Genomic DNA, 19,834 nt, shown 5'->3' on the forward strand with positions numbered 1-19,834 from the left:
TTTTGTCAGGGACCTCCTTGATGTTGCAGCCTTTTGCTCCGTATTTGCGGGAGAAATTTCAGTGATCCGAACTTCAGATAAATATCAGATAATTCAACGGTCTCTAAATTGTCTGGAATGTCCGGGATGAAGGGTTGATAGTCTGGAATACTCAGGCTTTCTATATTATAACTTTCCACCTTTTATAATTAATTAAAAATTTCTTAATGGTTCCTACTTATTAACAAGCTAGACTGAAAAGCGTAGAGAATTGAGCCCAGTGAAAGCAGGGAGGTGGAGTCGAGAGGTGGTGCAGACGGAACTTCAACATTTGAAAATTGCCGAATATTTGATTAACTGCATTAACACCGGCGTTTATCAGGAAGGAGATAAGATTCCTTCCGAAAATGAATTGTGCAGCCGGTTCGCAGCCAAACGATCAGTTGTGAGGCAGGCGATTGCACGTGCCGCGAATTTGGGCTGGCTGACTTCCAGACAGGGAAAAGGATCGTTTGTCAATAAGAAGCCTAGACCCGTTTCCTACAGCCTTTCATCGCAGACGCGATTCTCCGATAACATGGATGATCAGGGTATTGTGCATAGCTGCAAATTATTGAACTGTATGATGCGCCGGTCCTCCGAAACAGAAAAGCATTATCTGCAGCTTGAAAACGATCCGTCGGTTTATGAGCTCGAAATTCTGCGTTTTGTCAATCAATGTCCAATCTCTGTGACAACGACGCTTTTGCCGGCCGAAAAAGTACCCCGGCTTGAGCAGCATCTGATCAATTTTCATTCACTTTATCAAGTACTGTCAGACTTCTATCATCTCATGCCCAGACGTTCGAAATCGATATTTCAGGCGATGCTGCCTGATACAAGGGATGCCGAACTGCTGGATATTCCCGAAAATGTTCCGATCATCAGGATTGAAAGCTTTGTCAATCACCTTAAAAATCATCCAATTGAATACAGCAACTCGCGAATTCGCGGAGATATGGAAAAAGGGCTCATCACTTTTTAAGGTGCATGGATCCGGCGGCGTGATTTCATCGCCTGACCCATGTTCCATTCAGTCAGATAACCATTCCGGAGGGAAAAGAAAAGTGAAAAAATTTTTGATTGGGGTTCTCATTCTAACATTGGTTCTCGTAACGACCGCCTGCTCGTCAAACGCTTCGGGAAGTGGTTCGGCAAACAACGGCAAAAAAACACTGACCGTTGTCTGGTATCCGAATGAATCCGGTGCCGATATGAAAACTTCGCGTCAGGCACTTGATAAAGTCATTGCCCAGGCGACCGGCAAAAAAGTCATTGACAAATTGACGACCGATTACAACATTGCCATTGAAGCTGTCGCAAGCGGAAACGCGGATATAGGATTCCTCGCTGCCCAGGGATATATTGAGGCACACAAGAAGAACAGCAAGGTGCTGCCCCTTGTCGTCAATACCGGGGGATCCGGCACACTGAAGGATGCCGTGTATTACAGCTGGATCTCCGTCAGAGCGGCAGATGCCAGCAAGTATCAGACAAACGGCAAGTATTCGCTGGATAATATTGCCGGCAAGAAAATGTCATTTGTGTCGACTGCGTCCACTTCAGGCTTTATTATTCCGACCGCTCAGATTATTCACGATTTCAAATCGCAGAGCAAGTATAAAAATCTGAGCCAGAACGATCTGACCCAAGGCGGGAAGTTCTTCTCCCAGGTGCTCTTCGGTCAGACCCATCAAGGATCGGCGGTTAATCTTCTGACCGGCAAAGTGGACGTGGCTGCTTTCTGCGACACCGAACTGGAACGTTATGTCGATGTTGCCAGCGGTACATTTGACAAACCCGGAACAACTTACAAGGTTAAGAGCGGTGCTCCCGAACCTTTCAACAATCTGGCCGGCAAAGAATTTACAGCTCTCACGGTTACGCCTGTACTTAATGCACCGATCGTTATGAATACATCGACACTGAGCAAACAGGATCAGCAGAAACTGATCAGCACACTGACTTCGGATAAAGTGGCGAATGACAAGTCGATATTTGCCCCGGCAAATTCAAGCGCCATGTTCTTCAAGACAGGGAAAAATGATCGGTTTGTAAAAATCAATGACGCCTGGTTCGATCCGATCCGCAAACTGTCTGAATGACGGGGGATGCCTCCGGAACTTTATGAATGAAACGAGGAGTGAAACATGGCAACGTTATTAGAATTCAGAGATGTATCGAAACGATACGATAAAGACACTCTGGCGTTATCGCATGTCAGCTTCTCCGTAAATGAAGGGGAGTTAGTTTCCATCATCGGTCCTTCGGGGGCAGGGAAATCAACTCTCCTTCGTTGCATCAATCGGCTGGTTGAAGCGACAAGCGGGGAAATCATTTTTGACAAAACCAATGTACAGCAATTAAAAAAAGGAAAACTGAGAACGCTGCGGACAAAAATAGGAATGATTTTTCAGAATTATAATCTGGTGGACCGTCTGAGTGTCTTTGAAAACGTTCTGCACGGGCGGCTTGGCTATAAATCGTCCTTTACCGGTGCACTGGGCATATATCATGAAGACGAGAAGCGGCATGCCCTGGAGATCCTCAAGTCCCTGGGGCTGGAAGAGCAGGTTTACAAACGCTGCGATCAATTGAGCGGCGGCCAGAAACAGCGTGTCGGCATTGCCCGGGCCCTTGTCCAGGAGCCAAGAGTGCTGCTGGCCGATGAACCGATCGCTTCTCTCGATCCGAGCTCATCGAAAACAATTATGGACCACTTAAGAAATATCTCGACGTCGCTCGGCATAACGGTTCTCGTCAATCTGCATCAGCTCGATATCGCCCTGAATTACGCAGACCGGATTATCGGCATCAGTCAGGGAAAAGTTGTTTATGACGGATTGCCCGAAGAAATAACGGATGAAAAGATCCGGGCCATTTACGGTGCGGACAGCGAGGAACTGGATATCTCCATTTCAAAATTTAAAGAAGTGGCGCAGAAAAGATGAAGCATGATTTATTATTTAGAAAAAAGATACAGTCGCTCGTTATTCTTGCCATCCTGCTCATTATCGCCTATCTGGCCATGCTGCTGACACAATTCGATCTTCTCGACAGTTTGATTTCCATACCGAAAGCCATAGTATGGAGTGTCACGAATTTCTATCCCAATGCCTATTCATTGACGAAGATGCCGGATATTTGGGCAAAGCTCCGGGAAACGCTTCTTATATCGATTGCCGCCGCCTCCGTGGCCTCCGTTTTTGCGTTCGTTTTTGCGCTGTTCGGGTCAAGGGTCACGGAAGTCAATCGTTTTCTGGCCCTGATTGCCCGCTTCATTGCGAATATTTTCCGGAATATTGATGTCAGCATCTGGGCCCTTGTTCTGCTGTTCTCATTCGGGCAGAGCTCGCTGACCGGATATTTTGCCCTGTTTGTTGCTTCGTTCGGTTTTCTGACACGCGTGTTTATCGAAACGATCGACGAGGTCGGAGCCGACACAGTGGAGGCTCTGCGGGCGACGGGCGCCAATTACCTGTCGATTGTTTTTCAGGCAATTCTGCCGATGAGCATCCCTCTGATGATCAGCTGGGTCCTTTTCATGATCGAGACGAATATCCGAAGTGCCACGCTGGTCGGCATTCTGACGGGATCCGGGATCGGATTCATTTTTGATCTCTATTATAAAGGGATGGATTATAATTCGGCCAGCCTCGTGGTTCTTTCCATTGTTCTATCTATATTAGTTACGGAGTGGATCTCTAATTATGTAAGAAGGGCGATGTTATAAGTGGCAATAGGCAGAGCGGCAGAGCCGGCCGTATTCAATGGCGGCAATCAGAATCCCTATCGTTCTAAGAAAATTAAAATTAAACTGCTGACAAAATCCTCTCTCGCCATCCGCTTCACTGTATGGATGCTCATCCTGCTGACGATTGTCGGTTTTCTGACTTTCAATTATCAGAATGTAAAATTTTTTCAGGGCGTTAAAGCGACACTGGCCAATTTTAAAGTGATCTTTCTCACCCCTGCCTTTGCACATGTTACGTTTTTCGGGGCCATCAATGAATTGTTGGTCACGTTGTCTCTGGGTGTCCTGACAACGATACTCGGGGCGATCATCGCGCTGTTTCTCGGCATGTTTGCCGCCAAAAATCTGTCGGGCAGGAAAACTTCCAATGTGATCAAAGAATGTGTTGCCATCGTCCGCGCGGTTCCGACCGTTCTATGGGTGCTGATTTTTGCGGTGTCGGCAGGCCTGGGAAGCGTTGCGGCGGTCATCGGCATGTCTTTTCATTCAATCAGTTATTTGACGAAGGCCTACTCTGAATCTTTCGAAGAAATCAATCAGGGAACCATCGAGGCGCTTGAAGGGAGCGGTGCCAGCTGGTGGCAAATTATTTGGCAGGCCGTCATTCCCTCAACCATGACCTCATTGATCTCATGGACATTTATTCGTTTTGAAGTCAATTTCGGCGTGGCCGTCGCGATGGGCGCTGCGGCCGGTGCAGGCGGTATCGGCTATGACATGTACATGGACAGTTCCTATTATTATAATCTTCATGAAATGGGCGTCATTGCCTACTTAATATTGATTGTTGCCATGCTTCTTGAATACAGTTCGGTAAAAATAAAAGACAAAATAAGAGCCTGAACCTTCGCTTGAATCTGTCCGGCTGTGGAAAATGCGGCCGGCTTTTTTTCCGTGCCGAATCAGCTGCTTTCCCATGCCCATGGAGAAAAAATTAACCGTAATTTTACAAACAGTTAACTTCCGGCACTTATCAACAAGATATAGTTCAAGTGCAGACAAGATAAGCAGAAAGAAGGTTGGACCCAATAGCTGAGATGAACAAACGGCGTTTAAGCAAAATTCTTGTCAACTGCGATATGGCGCTGTTGAAAAAGCTGTCCGGTCAAGCGGAAGCCTTGGAGAACATCCGGATTGAGAGAGCGCCGCAAACCTCCCTGGTCATGATGAAAACGAGAGATTCGGTATCGATGCAGCCGTTTTATATGGGCGAGGTGCTTGTTACCGAATGCGCCGTATCCGTCAGGAATACATTCGGCATCGGTGTGGTCATCGGGGAGCAGCCGGAACGCGCCTACCGGATCGCTGTGATTGACGCGGCCCTGAATGCCGGGCTTCCGGCAGTCAAAGACTGGAGTCCGGTACTGGAGGCTGCGGAGAAACGAATGACCGAACAGAGAAAGCTGGAACATGCCCGAGCGTCCGTATCCAAAGTGAATTTTGACACGATGGGGGAATTCCATGATCAACGCTAATTTGCCCGAGTTTGATGAAGTCCGCGATACACAGATTGTCTTCCGCCAGCTGCTTGATTGCATGGCACGCCCCGGAAAAATTAATTCGGTCTCGCCGTTCCTGCGCAAAATCGGCACGCAGCTTCCCTGCTCGCCGAGAATGTTTATGATTGCGAGTATACTGCTTGATTATGAAGTCGGTTTTCATCTGATTAGTGCCGGTAAAATCGATGCGTTCCATTTCATTGAATGGAGGACGAGAAGCCGCCATGTAGCGATTAATCAGGCAGATTATCTTCTGGTTGATGCAGCGGTCGATGCCCGGGCAATCGATGAAATCATGGACACGGTCCGGACCGGTACGCTTCAGAGTCCCGAGCGGAGCGCGACGTTGATACTGGGCGTTGACGGCCTTTCCGATCGGGCCGGATTGCCGCTTGCGCTGACGCTTAAAGGCCCCGGGATCAAAGAAAAACGCCGGCTTTTCATTGCCGGAATGGATAAAGAATGGCTGGAAAAAAGGAAACAGGTCAATAAAGAGTATCCGACAGGCTGCGATTTTATTCTGATGACGGCAGCAGGGGAAATGGCCGCCTTGCCGCGTACAACCTTTATTGAAAGCGAGGGATTGTAATGGGTTATGTTGCTGTCACGGGCGGACAGGAAGCGATTGAAGCGGCCGATCATCTGACGCAGTGGTATCGCCTGAAGGATGCCGACCATTCCCTGAAGGTGAGTGACATTGAACACCAGATGAGGCTGCTGATTGATCGGGTCATGGGCGAAGGAGGGCTTTACGCTCCCGAATATGCAGCCATCGCCTTGAAACAGGCTGAAGGCGATCCTGCCGAAGCGGCCTTTCTACTGAGAGCCTACCGATCCACACTGGCAAGAAATTATTATTCGGAGACCGTGGATCCTGAAGAGATGCGCATCATCCGCCGGATCTCTTCCTCTTTTAAAGACATACCGGGCGGGCAGATGCTCGGACCGACATATGACTACAGACACCGTCTGCTGAACTTTGATCTGAGGAACGAAGATTACCAAAACGCCCTGCATGATCTTCTGGATCGCCTTTCGATTGACCCGGATCAGTCCGCCCCGCTTAAGTTCCGGAAAGTGACCGATCTCCTGCGGGAGCAGGGACTGCTCGGCAAATCCGTTCTTTCCGAGGAGGAGCCTTTTGATATGACCCGTCAGAAATTGACGTTTCCGGCGCCGCGTTCCGCAAGACTTCAGGCGCTTGCACGGGGCGAGACGGGGGCGATGACGGCACTGGCCTACAGCAGCCTGCGCGGTTACGGGGCGGTGCATCCGACCATCGGTGAATTGCGTGTCGGCTATGCCGAGATGACGATTCCTTATCCTTACGATGAACAGGAAAGTCTATACATCGGTGAAGTGATGCTGACGGAAGTAGAGACGATCAATTCGTTTACTCTGAACGATGACGGAGCGGTGACTTTCCGGCTGGGGTACGGCCTGACCTTTGGACAGAATGAAACAAAGGCGATTGCCATGGCCATTTTGGAACAGAGTTTGGAAACGGAGGGAGAAAGTCCGACGCAGGATGAAGAATTTGTGCTGCTGCACATCGACAGCGTGGAAGCGAACGGTTTTGTCTCCCATCTGAAGCTGCCTCACTACATCACTTTCCAGTCCAAGCTGGATGTCCTCCGCCAGTCCCGGAAACTCTCTATGGACAAAAAGAAGCATGACAGGCAAATTTCTAAGGAACCGGAGATGTGAAAGCATGGATTTCCAGCTGCTGCAAACGTATAATTACGCATTTTTGGACGAGGGATCGAAACGCGAGATCCGCCGGGCGGCTTTGAAGGCCGTCGCAATCCCCGGCTATCAGGTGCCCTTTGCGTCCAGAGAATTGCCGATCGGCCGCGGATGGGGGACCGGAGGATTGCAGCTGACGCTCTCGCTGATCGGCGACGGCGACTGCCTGAAGGTGATCGATCAGGGCCACGACGACAGCGTCAATGCCGTCAGCATTAAAAAGCTGGTCAAAGCCTGTACGCAGATCACGACGACCACCGATTCGGAGCAGGCATCGATTATCCAGACAAGGCACCGGATTCCGGAAGCTGCGCTTCGGCAGGATCAGATTCTTGTACTCCAGGTACCGGAACCCGAGCCTCTGCGCCGTGTCGAGCCCCGCGAACAAGAAACGAAACGGCTGCACGCGGAGATGGATTACAGCAGTATCTGGCTGCGGCTGTATGAAGACATTGTAAAATGGGGAAAAATCACGATCGGCCCCGATTATCCGGCAATGGTGAATCATCGTTATATTATTAACCCGAGCCCGATCCCCCGGTTTGATCTTCCTAAACTGAATCAGGCGGAAGGTTTGTATCTGTTCGGGGCGGGACGGGAAAAGAAAATATATGCCGTTCCGCCTTATACGGATGTGATACCGCTCGCTTTCGAAGACTACCCGTTCGAAACGGAACATTTTGAAGGATGCAGATGCCGCCTCTGCGGGGGCACGGACACCTTCCTTGATGAGATCTACGATGAGCAGACGGGCGAAAAGGTTTACCAATGTTCTGATACGGATAATTGCCGGAAGAGACGGGAAAGGAGACATTCGATTGAGTGACATGATGGATCGGCCGATTCTCAGTATCCGTGATTTGAACAAACGGTTCGGCAAGGGGTGTATCCATTGCCAGAATCCGGAGGATCTGCCGGATTCCAATAATCGCTGCCCTTACTGCGGAAGTGTCTGGGCATGCATTCACGTTGATCTTGACCTTTATGAAGGCGAAATTCTCGGCATCGTCGGTGAGAGCGGATCCGGGAAAAGCACATTGGTCAGGAGTCTGTATTTCGACGCCCCTGTGACGTCCGGAACCGGCCTGATCGCCACCTTTAAGGAAGGGAAAGCCAATATTTTTGCTGAATCTGCGCAACAAAAACGCTATATAAAAAATTACCTGATGGGAATGGTCTATCAGAATCCGTGGCTCGGCCTGAAGATGAATTTCTCAAGCGGCGGAAATATTGCAGAGAAGCTGATCGCTGCCGGTACTTTCAACGTTCATCAGATCCGGAACCGCGCCGCCGCTCTGCTCGAGCATGTGGAAATTCCCTTAAGCCGGATGGATGAAAAACCCGTTCATTTCAGCGGCGGCATGCAGCAGAGGGTTCAGATTTCAAAGGCGCTGGCAAATAATCCTTCGATTCTCCTGCTTGACGAAGTGACAACCGGCCTCGATTTGTCGGTTCAGGCCCGCGTTCTTGACTTGATCCGCAAAATTCAGCGTGAAAGCCATACGGCCATGATTGTCGTTTCCCATGATCTCGGTGTGATCCGTATGCTCTGTGACCGGACGATTGTCATGAAGCAGGGCCGGTTTGTGGAAAGCGGCCTGACCGACCAGATCCTTGAAGATCCGCATCATCCCTACACGCAATTGCTTGTTCAATCTTTGTTGTGAGGTGCCGGCATGAAAATTTATCATGGTAAAATTGTAACTCCCGATCAGGTCATTGGGCAGGGAACGCTGTCGATTGAAGATGACACGATCACGGCTATTGAAAAAGCAGAGCCGGCTGTCATCGAATCCGGCGACATCGATGCCGGCGGCTGCTGGGTGATGCCCGGGATCCTCGATTCACACAGCGATGCGATCGAAATCGAAATTGAACCGAGACCGACAAGCAAGTTCCCGATTGAACTTTCTTTTTTTGAACTGGAAAAGAAGCTGGCGAGTGAAGGCATCACGACAATCTTTCACTCCATTTCCCTGATGAAAAGCAATACGGTCCGCTGGCCGAGACAGAATGAAACCGTCTTTAAGCTGATCGAAGATATCGACCGGCTGGCTAAGGGAAGCCGCCTGATCCGCCATAAGACGCATCTGCGTTATGAGATTGCCAATCTGGATGCGGCGGCCAAGGTTGAAGATCTGATCCGGCAAGGGAAAATTAATGAGTTTTCACTGACCGATCATACACCCGGCCAGGGTCAGTACCGCGATCTTGAAGTCCAGCGCCGCCTGCTTGTCGGCCACCGCCACTATTCGGAAGCAGAGGCCGACGCGATCATCCGGGAAACGATGCACCAGCCCAAGCTGAATCCGGAAGCGATTAAAGAGCTTGCCCATCTTGCGGTACGGCAGGGCATCCCGGTCGCTTCTCATGACGACGACACGCTGGAAAAACTGCTGGTCATCCATGACTGGAAGGCATCGATCAGTGAATTTCCGATTACGATTGAAGTGGCCAGAGCGGCGAAAGATATGGGAATGTTTGTCGTTATGGGGGCTCCGAATCTATTGCTGGGCAAATCGCACAGCAACAACCTGTCGGCCGGGGAGGCGGTTCGGGAAGGGCTGGTCGATATGATCTGTTCGGATTATTATCCTTCCTCTCTGCTTCATGCTGTCTTTAAACTTCATTATGATCTGGGCATGACTTTCCCGGATGCGGTCAATATGGTGACGCTGAATCCGGCCCGTGCCATGAAACTGAACCGTCAGCTCGGTTCACTAGAAATCGGTAAAAAAGCGGATGTCTTAATTGTAGCTGAAAATCAGAAGCGGCCGGTCCTGCAGACAGTAATCGTCGATGGCAAAAAGGTGTGCCAATTGACGTATCTTGCTCCGGACCATGTAGATACTTTAGTGAAATAGGTGATAACTATGACAGAGCACAGGCTGCTGAGCGAACAGCCGACCATTGATCCGAGTTCAACGGTCATCGACAGTTATCTGGGAAGCTGGACCGATATCGGGCTGAATACAAAAATAGAAGAAACAGAGTTCGGCGATTACAGTTACACGGACGGAGACGCGACCATCATTTATTCAACTATCGGCAAGTTCTGTTCCATCGCTTCTCATGTTCGTATCAATCCGGGCAATCATCCGATGTGGCGGGTAACCCAGCATCATCTGACCTACCGGAGAATCCGATATCGGTTTTCGGACACGGATGATGACACGATTTTTGACTGGCGCCGGGAAAACAGAGTCACGATCGGCCATGATGTCTGGATCGGCCACTCGGCGACGGTGATGCCCGGAGTCACGATCGGGACAGGGGCGGTCGTCGGTGCCGGAGCGGTGGTCACAAAGGACGTTGAACCCTATACAATTGCCGTCGGGGTTCCTGCAAGACCGCTTCGCAGGCGATTTTCCGATCCTATTATTAAGGATTTTCTGAAAAGTCAATGGTGGAACTGGGACCGCAGCCAACTTGAAGAGCATTTTCATGAATTGTGCGATGTCGATTCCTTTTTGAAATTAATTCATGAACGAAGGTGATCGAAATGCAGGAGATGCTTCGGGTAGACCGATTGCAGAAAATCTTTGCGATGCACCAGTCCGGCCGAAAGAAAATTGTAGGGTGCGATAACATCAGCTTCTCGGTCCGAAAAGGAGAATTTCTGGGTATAGCCGGTAAAAGCGGAGCAGGCAAATCGACTATTTTAAAGTGCATCTACAGAACATACCTGCCTACGGGAGGGCATATCTATTATCCTTCCGAACAATTTGGGACGATTGATCTTGCCGATGCGGAAGAAAGAAAAATCATCGCCATCCGAAAAAAAGAAATCAGTTATGTTTCGCAGTTTCTTGATATCATGCCCCGGGTCACGGCGCTGGAATTTGTCATGGAATCGGTGCTCGCCCTGGGGGAAAACGAGTTTTCCGCAAAACAGAAAGCAGAAGAAATACTGAATTATTTTGTGATTCCCGAATCCCTCTGGAATACATTTCCGAGAACATTCAGCGGCGGTGAAAAGCTGCGCCTCAATCTTGCCCGGGCGATGGTCGGACAATCAAGGCTGCTGCTGCTTGATGAACCGACGGCTTCTCTCGATCAGGCGTCGAAAGAGACGGTCAGGGCGCGTATTAATGAATTGAAACGAAGCGGCACGACGATGATCGGAATCTTTCACGACCTTGATTTTATGGAATCCGTTGTCGACCGGAATTATAAGCTTGAATTCGGACTTTTGAAAGAGGCCTGATTGAACTATGACAGAGATACGCGAACTGAAACCGGAAGAAATACGTATATATCTTCGCCTTTTAAGCGAACTTGACGAAAAGAAGAGGATGCCGGAAGAGGAGGCACGGGCGCTTTTCCATGAAATTCGGCGCTATCCGTACTATAAAATCTACTGCGTCTGTTCCGAAGACAAGATGATCGGGACCTATACGCTGATTATCCTCGATAATTTCGGGCACGGAGGCCTGAAAATCGCGATTGTAGAAAATGTGGCCGTCGCCCCGGATGCCCGCCATGCCGGAATCGGACGAAAAATGATGGATGATGCCATGCAGCGCGCAAAAGATAACGGATGCTACAAATTGATGCTTTCCAGTGATATAAAAAGAAGCGGCGCCCATGCCTTTTACGATAGTTTGGGTTTTCAGAGACACGGAATCAGTTTTAGAACGGAGCTGAACAAATGACCATCGATTTGCACTGCCATACCAACACTTCCGATAACTCCTTTTCGATCGGGGACGTTGTTCATATCGCCGGGCGGAACGGCGTCGATCATCTGGCGATCACCGACCATGATACGACGATCGGTCTCGATCGGGCCGTGAATCTAGGAAAAAGTGCCGGGATAGATATCATTCCGGGTATCGAAATTTCAGCCTACGATTTCCGCCGGGACCGGCGCGCCCATATTCTCGGCTTATATGTGAAACCCGGCCATCCGGCGCTGGAAAGGCTCTGCGGTCCGCTCAGGGAGGCCCGCCAGAACGCTTCTTATCAAATGGTTGAAAAACTGGTCCGGGCTGGCTACGAAATCAGCTGGAAAGAAGTTTCCAAGCTGGCGGAAGCGGGAACAGGCGTTTTTAAACAGCATATCATGCACGTCCTCATTCAAAAAGGGTACACGAGCGCTATTTACAGCAGCCTGTATAAAAAGCTCTTTTATAGGGGGGACGATCGGAGTCCTGCGGGAGCGGCTTTCGTCCCGGTCCGCTATCTCGATGCGGGCGACGCCATTCACGCTATTCGCGAAGCAGGAGGCGTTCCGGTTCTTGCCCACCCCGGTCAGTTTGACAATTTTTCCGCCGTGGCGGATTGGGTCCGTGAGGGATTGGAAGGGATTGAAGTCTGCCATCCTCTGCATGGCAAGCAGGCAGAACAGAGAGCGCAGGAACTGGCGGCAAAGTATCATCTGGTGCAGACGGGCGGTTCCGATTTTCACGGATTTTACAGCGATACCGATTCCGTTCCAGGATTAAAATGTGCGGAGCCTGACTGGTTCGCGGCGCTTCAGATCAGGAGAGATCTTGTCCGCGCGCAACAATGAGAAATTTCCGCGTTCCGGCTTTCTCTCGGAGAATCCATTTTTCATGCAGTCGGGCCAGCTAAAGATTCATTGAACGGCAGGAGGACGGTGCACAGATAAGATAAGAATAGAAAACCTCAAAGGGCACCCGCTGCAAGCTGCCCTGAAACAAGAGAATTCATGAGTGCCGGTGCCGGCTTTCCTTAATAGCAGAAAGCAGTGCCGGCGCTGATCGGCAGAATGAACAGAATGACGATCGGGGCAAAACTGCTGCCTGCAGCCCCGTCATGTTCAAAGGGCAGATACCTCCTGTTACTTGATCGCGCAGTATTAACGGACAGGGAGAAAAAACTTTTTAAATTAAGAAAACAACGTAGACACGATGCGCGGGGGTGCAGGAAAAGGATGGAAACGTTTCTCGATTGATCTTTGATAGTCTCAAACAAATGTTTATTTAATGCGATCCGCAGCACGGACGATCTGCGGCCAGGACCCGCGTTCCCGGTCAATTGCCAATGGGTCGGCATATCACCAGTAAAAAGCAAAATATCAACAGTTAACGGACCGGAATCAATAAGCGCGAATAATCAGAACAGCAAACTGTACCCGATTGATTTAATCAACCGCGGCAGGCCGTTTAGCAATTTATCGGTCCTAACGGTCCAGATAAAACTCCTGATGGGGCGATACTCCGCCTGAACAGGGCGAATCGGCCCCGTTTCCGGGCGATTGTTCACTGCTTTAGGGCGATTCAATCTTTCTCCGGGGCGATAAACTTCTGACGGGGCGATACTCCACCGGAACAGGGCGAATCGGCCCCATTTTAGGGCGATTGTTCACTGCTTTAGGGCGATTCAATCTTTTTCCGGGGCGATAAACTTCTGACGGGGTGATACTCCGCCAGAATAGGGCGAATCGGCCCCATTTCCGGGCGATTGTTCACTGCTTTAGGGCGATTCAATCTTTTTCCGGGGCGATAAACTCCTGATGGGTCGATACTCCGCCAGAATAGGGCGAATCGGCCCCATTTTAGGGCGATTGTTCACTGCTTTAGGGCGATTCAATCTTTTTCCGGGGCGATAAACTTCTGACGGGGCGATACTCCGCCTGAACAGGGCGAATCGGCCCCGTTTCCGGGCGATTGTTCACTGCTTTAGGGCGATTCAATCTTTTTCCGGGGCGAAAAACTCCTGACGGGGTGATACTCCGCCTGAACAGGGCGATTGTCGAATTTTTCAGGATGAGGGGATACCGGCCGGCGGCCTGATTGGATCGGATTTCAGCCCATTATCGGCCGTTAGTAGCAGTTTATCGGTTGACATGCACGGTTTATCGATCGCGGCACGCTCTTCGTCTTTCGGGAGATGACAGTCTCGGAAAGAATCGATCATCAATTGACGGTACAGCAGGAAAATCGGCTAAAGAGAGACTCATATTTTTTAATTTAATTTTCTACTTCGCTAATATGGTAAAGCAGTAAAATATGTGATATAGTAAATCTTGCACGAATGAAGCAATAACTATTCCCCATCTTTTTGCATCTCGGCGAGAGATGTTAAGAGAATCTTAAGAAACAGGCGATAGGATAAGCTTATTCAATGAGTTTAACCCCCTGTTTCGGGCCCGAGAGGGTCTTTTTTTTTGGATGGCTGATCCCGGATCATCATGGGTAATTTACGCGCTTCGGCAGCCCCTCGTTTCTGTCTCTTCCTTTACAATAAAGAGCTCTTCATAAATTTTTATTCCTTATTCCGGCAGATACCGCTTATTCGTGAAAGCGCTATTCAAATGACAACAAATTGAAACAGTTTACAGCTTATGATTAGTTATCTAGTGATAATATTTATATGAATGCTATATTTATGAAAAATTGTGTCGGGTCCTTCAATTTTTAAAAGCTTCAGTTATAATAAGCGAGAATGAATAGAAGCACAGGGGGGGCATTTTTTTGGACAGTCAGAAGGTCATTGTGGTCGGAGCGGGAATATCGGGACTGGCTGCGGTTTATTATGTGAAAAAGCGGCGGCCGCAGGCTCGGGTCGTTCTGCTCGAGGCTTCCGGACGAATCGGTGGAAAGGTAAAAACCGTGCGCCGTGACGGCTTTTTAATCGAATGCGGGCCGGAGGGTTATATGGCGCGCAAGCCGACACTGACGGCGCTGATTAAAGAGCTGGGGCTGGGCGATCAGCTTGTCCGATCAAATACAGGTACATATTATATTTATGTCAATCATCGTCTCAGAAGAATGCCGGCAGGATCGGTTATGGGTATTCCGACAAAGATGCTTCCGATGGTAACGACCGGCCTGATCAGTCCGATGGGCAAGCTGCGTGCGGGGCTCGATCTGCTGATTCCGCGTGTTTACAGGGGCAGGGATATTTCATTGGCCGAGTTTTTCGGCAGGAGGCTCGGGCCGGAGCTGGTCACCAATATGATTGAGCCCCTGTTATCCGGGATCTACAACGGCAATCTGTCGGATATGAGCCTGGAAGCGACGCTGCCGCAATTTGCGTCAATCGAAAAAAAACATCGAAGCCTGATTCTGGGTATGAAACACATTCAGCCGCCGAAGCAGGCGGGAGCGCCGAAAAAGGCTGAGGGACGTTTTCTGAGCCTTTCCTGCGGGCTCGATGTTCTGCCGGAGAGGCTGGCGTCGTTTGCGGACGACGTCATAATGAATACACCGGTCAGCCATGCGGAGCCCGGCAAGGCTGTTCTGAGTGACGGCACAGTCATGGAAGCCGATGCCGTCATTGTGGCGACTTCGCCGAAACAGCTGGGCCCGCTGCTTGATTTTCCGGAGGCGTGGAGCCTGACAAATGATAAACGGTCCACCACGGCAACCGTAGCGATGGGCTTCAAAAAAGATGCGGTGCAATCGTTGGACGGAACGGGCTACGTCGTGTCGAGAAAAGAGGGGCTCAATATTACCGCATGCAGCTGGATGGACCGTAAATGGTCCCATGCGGCCCCGAAAGACTGCGCACTCGTCCGCACGTACGTCGGAACAGCGGACAATGCGGCCATTGTTGAAGAGAGCGACACAGAAATTGAGGAAAAAGCCCTGGCCGACTTAAGAAGGGTCGGGAAACTTGGCACTCCGCTGTTTTCGGTGATTACTCGTCAAATAGACAATATGCCGCAATATACCGTCAATCATATCCAACGTGTGCAGGCATTTGAGCAGGCATTGGAAAACAGGGCAGGGGTCTATGCATGCGGAGCCATGTTCCATGGTGTCGGCCTTCCGGATTGTGTGGACAATGCCATGAATGTAGCGGAAAGAGTCGGAGCGTATTTGGAAGAAAAAGAGAAAGCGGTGAACGAATGATGATGGTACGCGACTATAATCAGGACCCTTTTATCGCAATCTGGGAAGTCACCCGGATGTGCCCTTTTCATTGCAAACACTGCCGGGCAGCCGCCCAGCTGCATCCCTATCCGGGAGAACTCTCGACGGAGGAAGGAAAAGAGCTGATCGATCAGATCTACTCGATGCATAACCCGCTGCTTGTCTTCTCAGGCGGCGATCCGCTGATGCGGGACGATCTCTTTGAACTGGCGTCCTATGCATCGGGGAAGGGGATGCGTGTTTCGATAACGCCCTCCGCGACGCCGCGCGTGACGAAAAAAGCCGTGCTCCGCTCTAAAGAAGCCGGCATTGCGCGCTGGGCTTTTTCTCTGGACGGCCCGGACGCGAAATCGCACGATGACTTCCGCGGAGTCCCGGGCATTTTCGACCGGACAATGAAGGGGATCTCTTATTTAAACGAACTGGGGATAAAATTTCAGATTAACACAACGGTCACCAAATATAATGTGGATCAATTGCCTGAGATGGCCGAGCTGATGAAAACATGCGGTGTTTCTGTCTGGACGCTGTTCTTTCTTGTACCGACAGGGCGCGGGAAAGCCCTTGAACCGGTTACTCCGGAGCAGCATGAAGAAGTCCTGCGCTGGGCATTCAATCTGCAGGAACACATGCCGTATATCGTGTCGACAACCGAAGCGCAGTTTTACCGCCGCGTCGCTTTTCAGGAAAATCAGCGCCGCAGGAAACTGGGCCTGAAACTGATCGGAAGGCCTCATGACGATCTGGCCAAAGCACCGCGGGGAACGAATGACGGCAACGGATTTGTGTTTATCAGTCATACGGGAGATGTGCAGCCCTCGGGATTTCTGCCGATCAATTGCGGGAATATCCGTGATACGCCATTGCCGGATATTTACCGGAATCATCCGGTGTTTAAGGTACTGCGCGACCCGGATTCCACAAAAGGAAAATGCGGCGTGTGCGAGTTCCGTTTTATCTGCGGAGGTTCGAGGTCGAGAGCCTATGCGGTTACAGGAGATTATAAGGCTGCCGAACCGTACTGTATTTATATTCCAAAGAAGTACAGAGAGGCTGCGCAGGTTAATCTCTGACCGGGGGCATAGGAAACGGCGCGTCCGGATGATCGGATGTCTTCTGCAAAAAGAACGGCGGCTCCGTGTAAACGTGTAAAAAAGAGGAATGCCATCAAAAAAAACGGCATTCCTCTGTTCTTTTTTTCTGCGTTTTAAAATCTGTTCAAAATTATATCATCTTGCCTGGACACGGCTTGTATGAACGGAAGATTTCCGCGCGGCAGCCAGCCTGCTTTCGCGGTTGTCGGAAATAAAGGCGATGCAGGAGCCGGCCAGAATAAGCACGATTCCGGAAAGAACGTTTACCGTCATGGCTTCGCCGAGAATAAACAGGGCAAGAATCGGAGCGAGAGCCGGCTTAATGAAGAAGACCAGCGATGCGGTCGCCGCCGATGTTTCTTCCATCGCCAGGAAGTAGAAGCTGAATCCGAGGCCGGTAACGAAGACGCCAAGATAAATCAGGCTGGGCAGTGTGCTCCAGGAAATTCCCTGCAGGACGGGAACATTGCTGAAAGTACCGAGTCCGATGCTTTGCAGCCAGTGGGCGACCGGACCGATTTTAGTTATCAGGATCAAGACAAAAAGTTCGGCACTGCCTGCCAAAAAACTGAAACTGCTCTGGACAATGCCGTCATAGCCGAACTTCAGACTGCCTCTTCTGCCGATAATGCCGTAAAGCGCAAAAGTAACTGCGGCCAGAAGCGACAGCGTCATGCCGGTCACATTGGTCAGATTTTCAGGATTGACGATAAATATCATGCCTGCCAGGCTGATCAACAGCGACAGCAGCGACAGTTTCGTCAGCTTTTCTTCTAGAAAGAAATGAGCGAACGGAATCAGGAACACGGCATTGCAGCTGAACAGGATAGCGACGATCGACGCCTTTGAATAGACGATAGCCATCTGAAAGAAGGTCATGCTGACAACCACACACATGAAACCGGAGAACAGAAAATACAGGATATTGCTCTTATTAAGCGAAAATCCGCTTCCTTTTAAGTGCTGTATCGCCAGCGGTGCTAGAATAATAGACCCAATTAAGAAACGAAGCAGATTCAATTGCAGAGGGTTAAAGTCGGAAGCTGCCAGTTTGATGGCAATTTCCATCGTACTGAAAAAAAGCGTGGAGAAGGCTATAAAAATGTAGCCTTTTTTCATTTTTCAAAACCTCGATTTCTCACCATAAATTTTAGGTGATCTGATCGCTTCAGAAAAATCTTAGCCGCGAAAGACCGGCTTTTCCAGAAAATGTAATGTAAGCGTAAACAACTAATATATATTGGCTCTATATTCACAAGCATTAATATAGCACAGATATTAAAAATATGTAACCTACTTTCAACTGGATATTCATGATTTTTCATATCACGGCAAAAAAATTTTTGATAAATCCGATTACAATTCCCTGCTCCTGTATTTGAATCTGTTTCTGATATGTTAAAATAAAAAAGGAAGCAGAAAGACAAAAGGGCGGGTGATCACGTTGTTATTCTCAAAGATTCTGGTTTCTTATGATGATTCGGAGTTGTCAAAGAAAGCGCTTCAAAAAGCAGCCGAGATTGCGCAGCTGGACGATCACACGATTCTTGACGTGCTCAATGTTGTGACCGTGCCGACAAATCAGTTTATTGTCGGCGATGTCTACCGCGAAGTACGGGAATCCACGTTGAAATTCGGAAAAGAGATTGTCGGCCGGACGGAAGAGACTTTGCGCGATCTTCCCAACATCACCCATACGTTCGTCAAAGAAGGACAGCCGGTGCGAACCATTCTTGAATTTGCCGACGATAATAGGTATGACCTGATTGTCATCGGCAGCAGAGGCCTGAGCGGGATTAAGGAGTTTCTGGGAAGTGTCAGTCACGGCGTTGTGCAGCGGTCGAAGATTCCGGTTCTGATTGTCAAGTAGAGAGACAGGAAAGCGGCCGGGTTCCGCAGTCAGCTCAATTTTTTGTGATTCAGGCACTCCGGCCCGGAGTGCCTTTTTCGTACCTTTGAATGAATAAAAGATGATTAAATAGATAACCCGGCGGGAACAATAAAAAGAGGCAGATGAATTGAAGTGACAGAACAGGATGCGATCAGAAAGACCAGACGGGCCGTTACACGGTCCGCTCTTGTCGAGGATTTTCACAGACTCGGTTTAAAAAAGACGATGACAGTGATTGTTCATACGTCAATGAGCCGGATCGGATGGGTGTGCGGCGGCCCGGTCACAGTGATTGAGGCACTGCAGGAAGTGCTGACGGCGGAAGGCACCCTTGTCATGCCGGCGCACAGCGCAGATGTCTCGGATCCGAGCGACTGGGATAATCCGGCCGTTCCGGCTTCCTGGTGGCAAAGCATATACGCGGAAATGCCGCCCTTTGATCCCGAACGGACACCGACACTGGGCATGGGCCGAGTAGCGGAATGTTTCAGGACTTTTCCGGGGGTAAAACGGAGCAGCCATCCGATCTATTCTTTTGCCGCCTGGGGTGCCGGAGCAAGTGCAATCATATCGGAGCACGCACTGGACGACGGTCTCGGCCCGGCGTCTCCGTTAGGAAAGATATACGATCGCAACGGTTTTGTGCTGCTTCTCGGCGTCGGCTACGGCAACAATACGTCGATGCATCTCGGCGAGTGCCTTGCCGGACGTTTGCGGATGATCAGACGTTCGAGCCCGGTTCTGATTCATGACGAGAAACAGTGGGTGACCTATCGCGATTGGAACTATCATGAGGAAAGGTTTTCAAGGATCGGGAAAGCCTTTGAAAAAAGCGCCGGCAGCAAGGCGCTGCAAAGCGGAATGATCGGACAGGCAAAATCGATGCTGATGTCTCAGCGGGCAATTGTTGATTTTACGTTTGAGACAATCCGAAAAGGATAACAGATCGGATTCTCTTTTTCATATTAACAAAAATTTAATCAACA

Annotated in this window: 21 protein-coding genes; 19 read left to right on the forward strand and 2 right to left on the reverse strand. The window is 49.9% G+C overall.

The genetic code is table 11. From position 1 onward, the window contains the following. Window positions 1-286 precede the first annotated feature (286 nt). The 15 genes from Q6A92_RS19905 to Q6A92_RS19975 all read left to right on the forward strand — a co-directional run bounded on the left by Q6A92_RS19905 (window position 287) and on the right by Q6A92_RS19975 (window position 12,532). On the forward strand, window positions 287-1,003 hold the full coding sequence (locus Q6A92_RS19905; RefSeq protein ID WP_332239111.1) for a GntR family transcriptional regulator: 717 nt from the start codon (window positions 287-289) through the stop codon (window positions 1,001-1,003). A gap of 82 nt (window positions 1,004-1,085) precedes the next feature. Beyond that, window positions 1,086-2,123, forward strand: coding sequence for a PhnD/SsuA/transferrin family substrate-binding protein (locus tag Q6A92_RS19910; protein WP_332239112.1), 1,038 nt, complete (start codon window positions 1,086-1,088; stop codon window positions 2,121-2,123). 45 nt (window positions 2,124-2,168) lie between these two features. Continuing rightward, the gene (gene phnC / locus Q6A92_RS19915) at window positions 2,169-2,969 is read left to right on the forward strand and encodes a phosphonate ABC transporter ATP-binding protein (RefSeq protein WP_274401315.1); all 801 of its coding nucleotides are present in this window, start codon (window positions 2,169-2,171) and stop codon (window positions 2,967-2,969) included. Next, window positions 2,966-3,751 carry an ABC transporter permease subunit gene (locus Q6A92_RS19920; RefSeq protein WP_332239113.1) on the forward strand — a complete coding sequence of 262 codons (786 nt, stop codon included), beginning with the start codon at window positions 2,966-2,968 and terminating at the stop codon, window positions 3,749-3,751. Before phnC ends, Q6A92_RS19920 begins: the two co-directional genes overlap by 4 nt. Then, the gene (locus tag Q6A92_RS19925) at window positions 3,752-4,615 is read left to right on the forward strand and encodes a PhnE/PtxC family ABC transporter permease (protein ID WP_332239114.1); all 864 of its coding nucleotides are present in this window, start codon (window positions 3,752-3,754) and stop codon (window positions 4,613-4,615) included. It begins immediately after the preceding gene. 176 nt (window positions 4,616-4,791) lie between these two features. Further along, window positions 4,792-5,247 carry a phosphonate C-P lyase system protein PhnG gene (gene phnG / locus Q6A92_RS19930; protein ID WP_332239115.1) on the forward strand — a complete coding sequence of 152 codons (456 nt, stop codon included), beginning with the start codon at window positions 4,792-4,794 and terminating at the stop codon, window positions 5,245-5,247. Beyond that, window positions 5,234-5,860, forward strand: coding sequence for a phosphonate C-P lyase system protein PhnH (gene phnH, locus Q6A92_RS19935; RefSeq protein WP_332239116.1), 627 nt, complete (start codon window positions 5,234-5,236; stop codon window positions 5,858-5,860). The genes phnG and phnH overlap by 14 nt, the downstream gene beginning before the upstream one ends. Next, window positions 5,860-6,978, forward strand: a complete 1,119-nt coding sequence (locus tag Q6A92_RS19940) for a carbon-phosphorus lyase complex subunit PhnI (protein ID WP_332239117.1) — start codon at window positions 5,860-5,862, stop codon at window positions 6,976-6,978. Before phnH ends, Q6A92_RS19940 begins: the two co-directional genes overlap by 1 nt. Window positions 6,979-6,982: 4 nt before the next feature. Then, window positions 6,983-7,843, forward strand: coding sequence for an alpha-D-ribose 1-methylphosphonate 5-phosphate C-P-lyase PhnJ (locus tag Q6A92_RS19945; protein ID WP_443029762.1), 861 nt, complete (start codon window positions 6,983-6,985; stop codon window positions 7,841-7,843). A 1-nt stretch (window position 7,844) separates the two neighbouring features. Next, entirely contained in the window at window positions 7,845-8,684 is an 840-nt protein-coding gene (locus tag Q6A92_RS19950; protein WP_274401328.1) for an ATP-binding cassette domain-containing protein, read from the forward strand. Between the two features lie 9 nt (window positions 8,685-8,693). Continuing rightward, entirely contained in the window at window positions 8,694-9,881 is a 1,188-nt protein-coding gene (locus tag Q6A92_RS19955) for an alpha-D-ribose 1-methylphosphonate 5-triphosphate diphosphatase (protein ID WP_274401310.1), read from the forward strand. A 9-nt stretch (window positions 9,882-9,890) separates the two neighbouring features. Then, window positions 9,891-10,514, forward strand: coding sequence for a DapH/DapD/GlmU-related protein (locus Q6A92_RS19960; protein WP_332239118.1), 624 nt, complete (start codon window positions 9,891-9,893; stop codon window positions 10,512-10,514). A gap of 5 nt (window positions 10,515-10,519) precedes the next feature. After that, window positions 10,520-11,224, forward strand: a complete 705-nt coding sequence (phnL, locus tag Q6A92_RS19965) for a phosphonate C-P lyase system protein PhnL (RefSeq protein ID WP_274401308.1) — start codon at window positions 10,520-10,522, stop codon at window positions 11,222-11,224. Between the two features lie 7 nt (window positions 11,225-11,231). Beyond that, on the forward strand, window positions 11,232-11,672 hold the full coding sequence (locus Q6A92_RS19970; protein ID WP_332239119.1) for a GNAT family N-acetyltransferase: 441 nt from the start codon (window positions 11,232-11,234) through the stop codon (window positions 11,670-11,672). Beyond that, window positions 11,669-12,532, forward strand: a complete 864-nt coding sequence (locus tag Q6A92_RS19975; protein WP_332239120.1) for a PHP domain-containing protein — start codon at window positions 11,669-11,671, stop codon at window positions 12,530-12,532. The genes Q6A92_RS19970 and Q6A92_RS19975 overlap by 4 nt, the downstream gene beginning before the upstream one ends. Before the next feature lie 182 nt (window positions 12,533-12,714). Here the strand turns inward: Q6A92_RS19975 and Q6A92_RS20395 are convergent, their stop codons facing one another. Continuing rightward, window positions 12,715-13,038: a YjcZ family sporulation protein gene (locus Q6A92_RS20395; RefSeq protein WP_443029767.1), complete on the reverse strand. Its 324-nt coding sequence runs from the start codon at window positions 13,036-13,038 to the stop codon at window positions 12,715-12,717. A 1,421-nt stretch (window positions 13,039-14,459) separates the two neighbouring features. On the opposite strand from Q6A92_RS20395, the gene hemG reads away from it, so the two are divergent. Both hemG and Q6A92_RS19985 read left to right on the forward strand, forming a co-directional pair. Continuing rightward, window positions 14,460-15,842: a protoporphyrinogen oxidase gene (gene hemG, locus Q6A92_RS19980; RefSeq protein ID WP_332239121.1), complete on the forward strand. Its 1,383-nt coding sequence runs from the start codon at window positions 14,460-14,462 to the stop codon at window positions 15,840-15,842. Further along, the gene (locus Q6A92_RS19985; protein ID WP_443029763.1) at window positions 15,839-16,936 is read left to right on the forward strand and encodes a TIGR04053 family radical SAM/SPASM domain-containing protein; all 1,098 of its coding nucleotides are present in this window, start codon (window positions 15,839-15,841) and stop codon (window positions 16,934-16,936) included. The genes hemG and Q6A92_RS19985 overlap by 4 nt, the downstream gene beginning before the upstream one ends. A gap of 156 nt (window positions 16,937-17,092) precedes the next feature. Here the strand turns inward: Q6A92_RS19985 and Q6A92_RS19990 are convergent, their stop codons facing one another. After that, complete coding sequence (locus Q6A92_RS19990) at window positions 17,093-18,076, reverse strand: DMT family transporter (RefSeq protein ID WP_332239122.1); 984 nt, start codon at window positions 18,074-18,076, stop codon at window positions 17,093-17,095. A gap of 325 nt (window positions 18,077-18,401) precedes the next feature. Between Q6A92_RS19990 and Q6A92_RS19995 the strand changes: the two genes are divergently transcribed. Continuing rightward, window positions 18,402-18,827 (forward strand): universal stress protein, encoded by a 426-nt coding sequence (locus Q6A92_RS19995; RefSeq protein ID WP_274401303.1) that lies wholly within the window; start codon window positions 18,402-18,404, stop codon window positions 18,825-18,827. A gap of 153 nt (window positions 18,828-18,980) precedes the next feature. Further along, the gene (locus tag Q6A92_RS20000; RefSeq protein WP_274401302.1) at window positions 18,981-19,790 is read left to right on the forward strand and encodes an aminoglycoside N(3)-acetyltransferase; all 810 of its coding nucleotides are present in this window, start codon (window positions 18,981-18,983) and stop codon (window positions 19,788-19,790) included. Window positions 19,791-19,834 lie beyond the last annotated feature (44 nt).

The sequence above is a fragment of the Sporolactobacillus sp. KGMB 08714 genome, from assembly GCF_036598985.1.
Taxonomy (GTDB): Bacteria; Bacillota; Bacilli; order Bacillales; family Sporolactobacillaceae; genus Sporolactobacillus.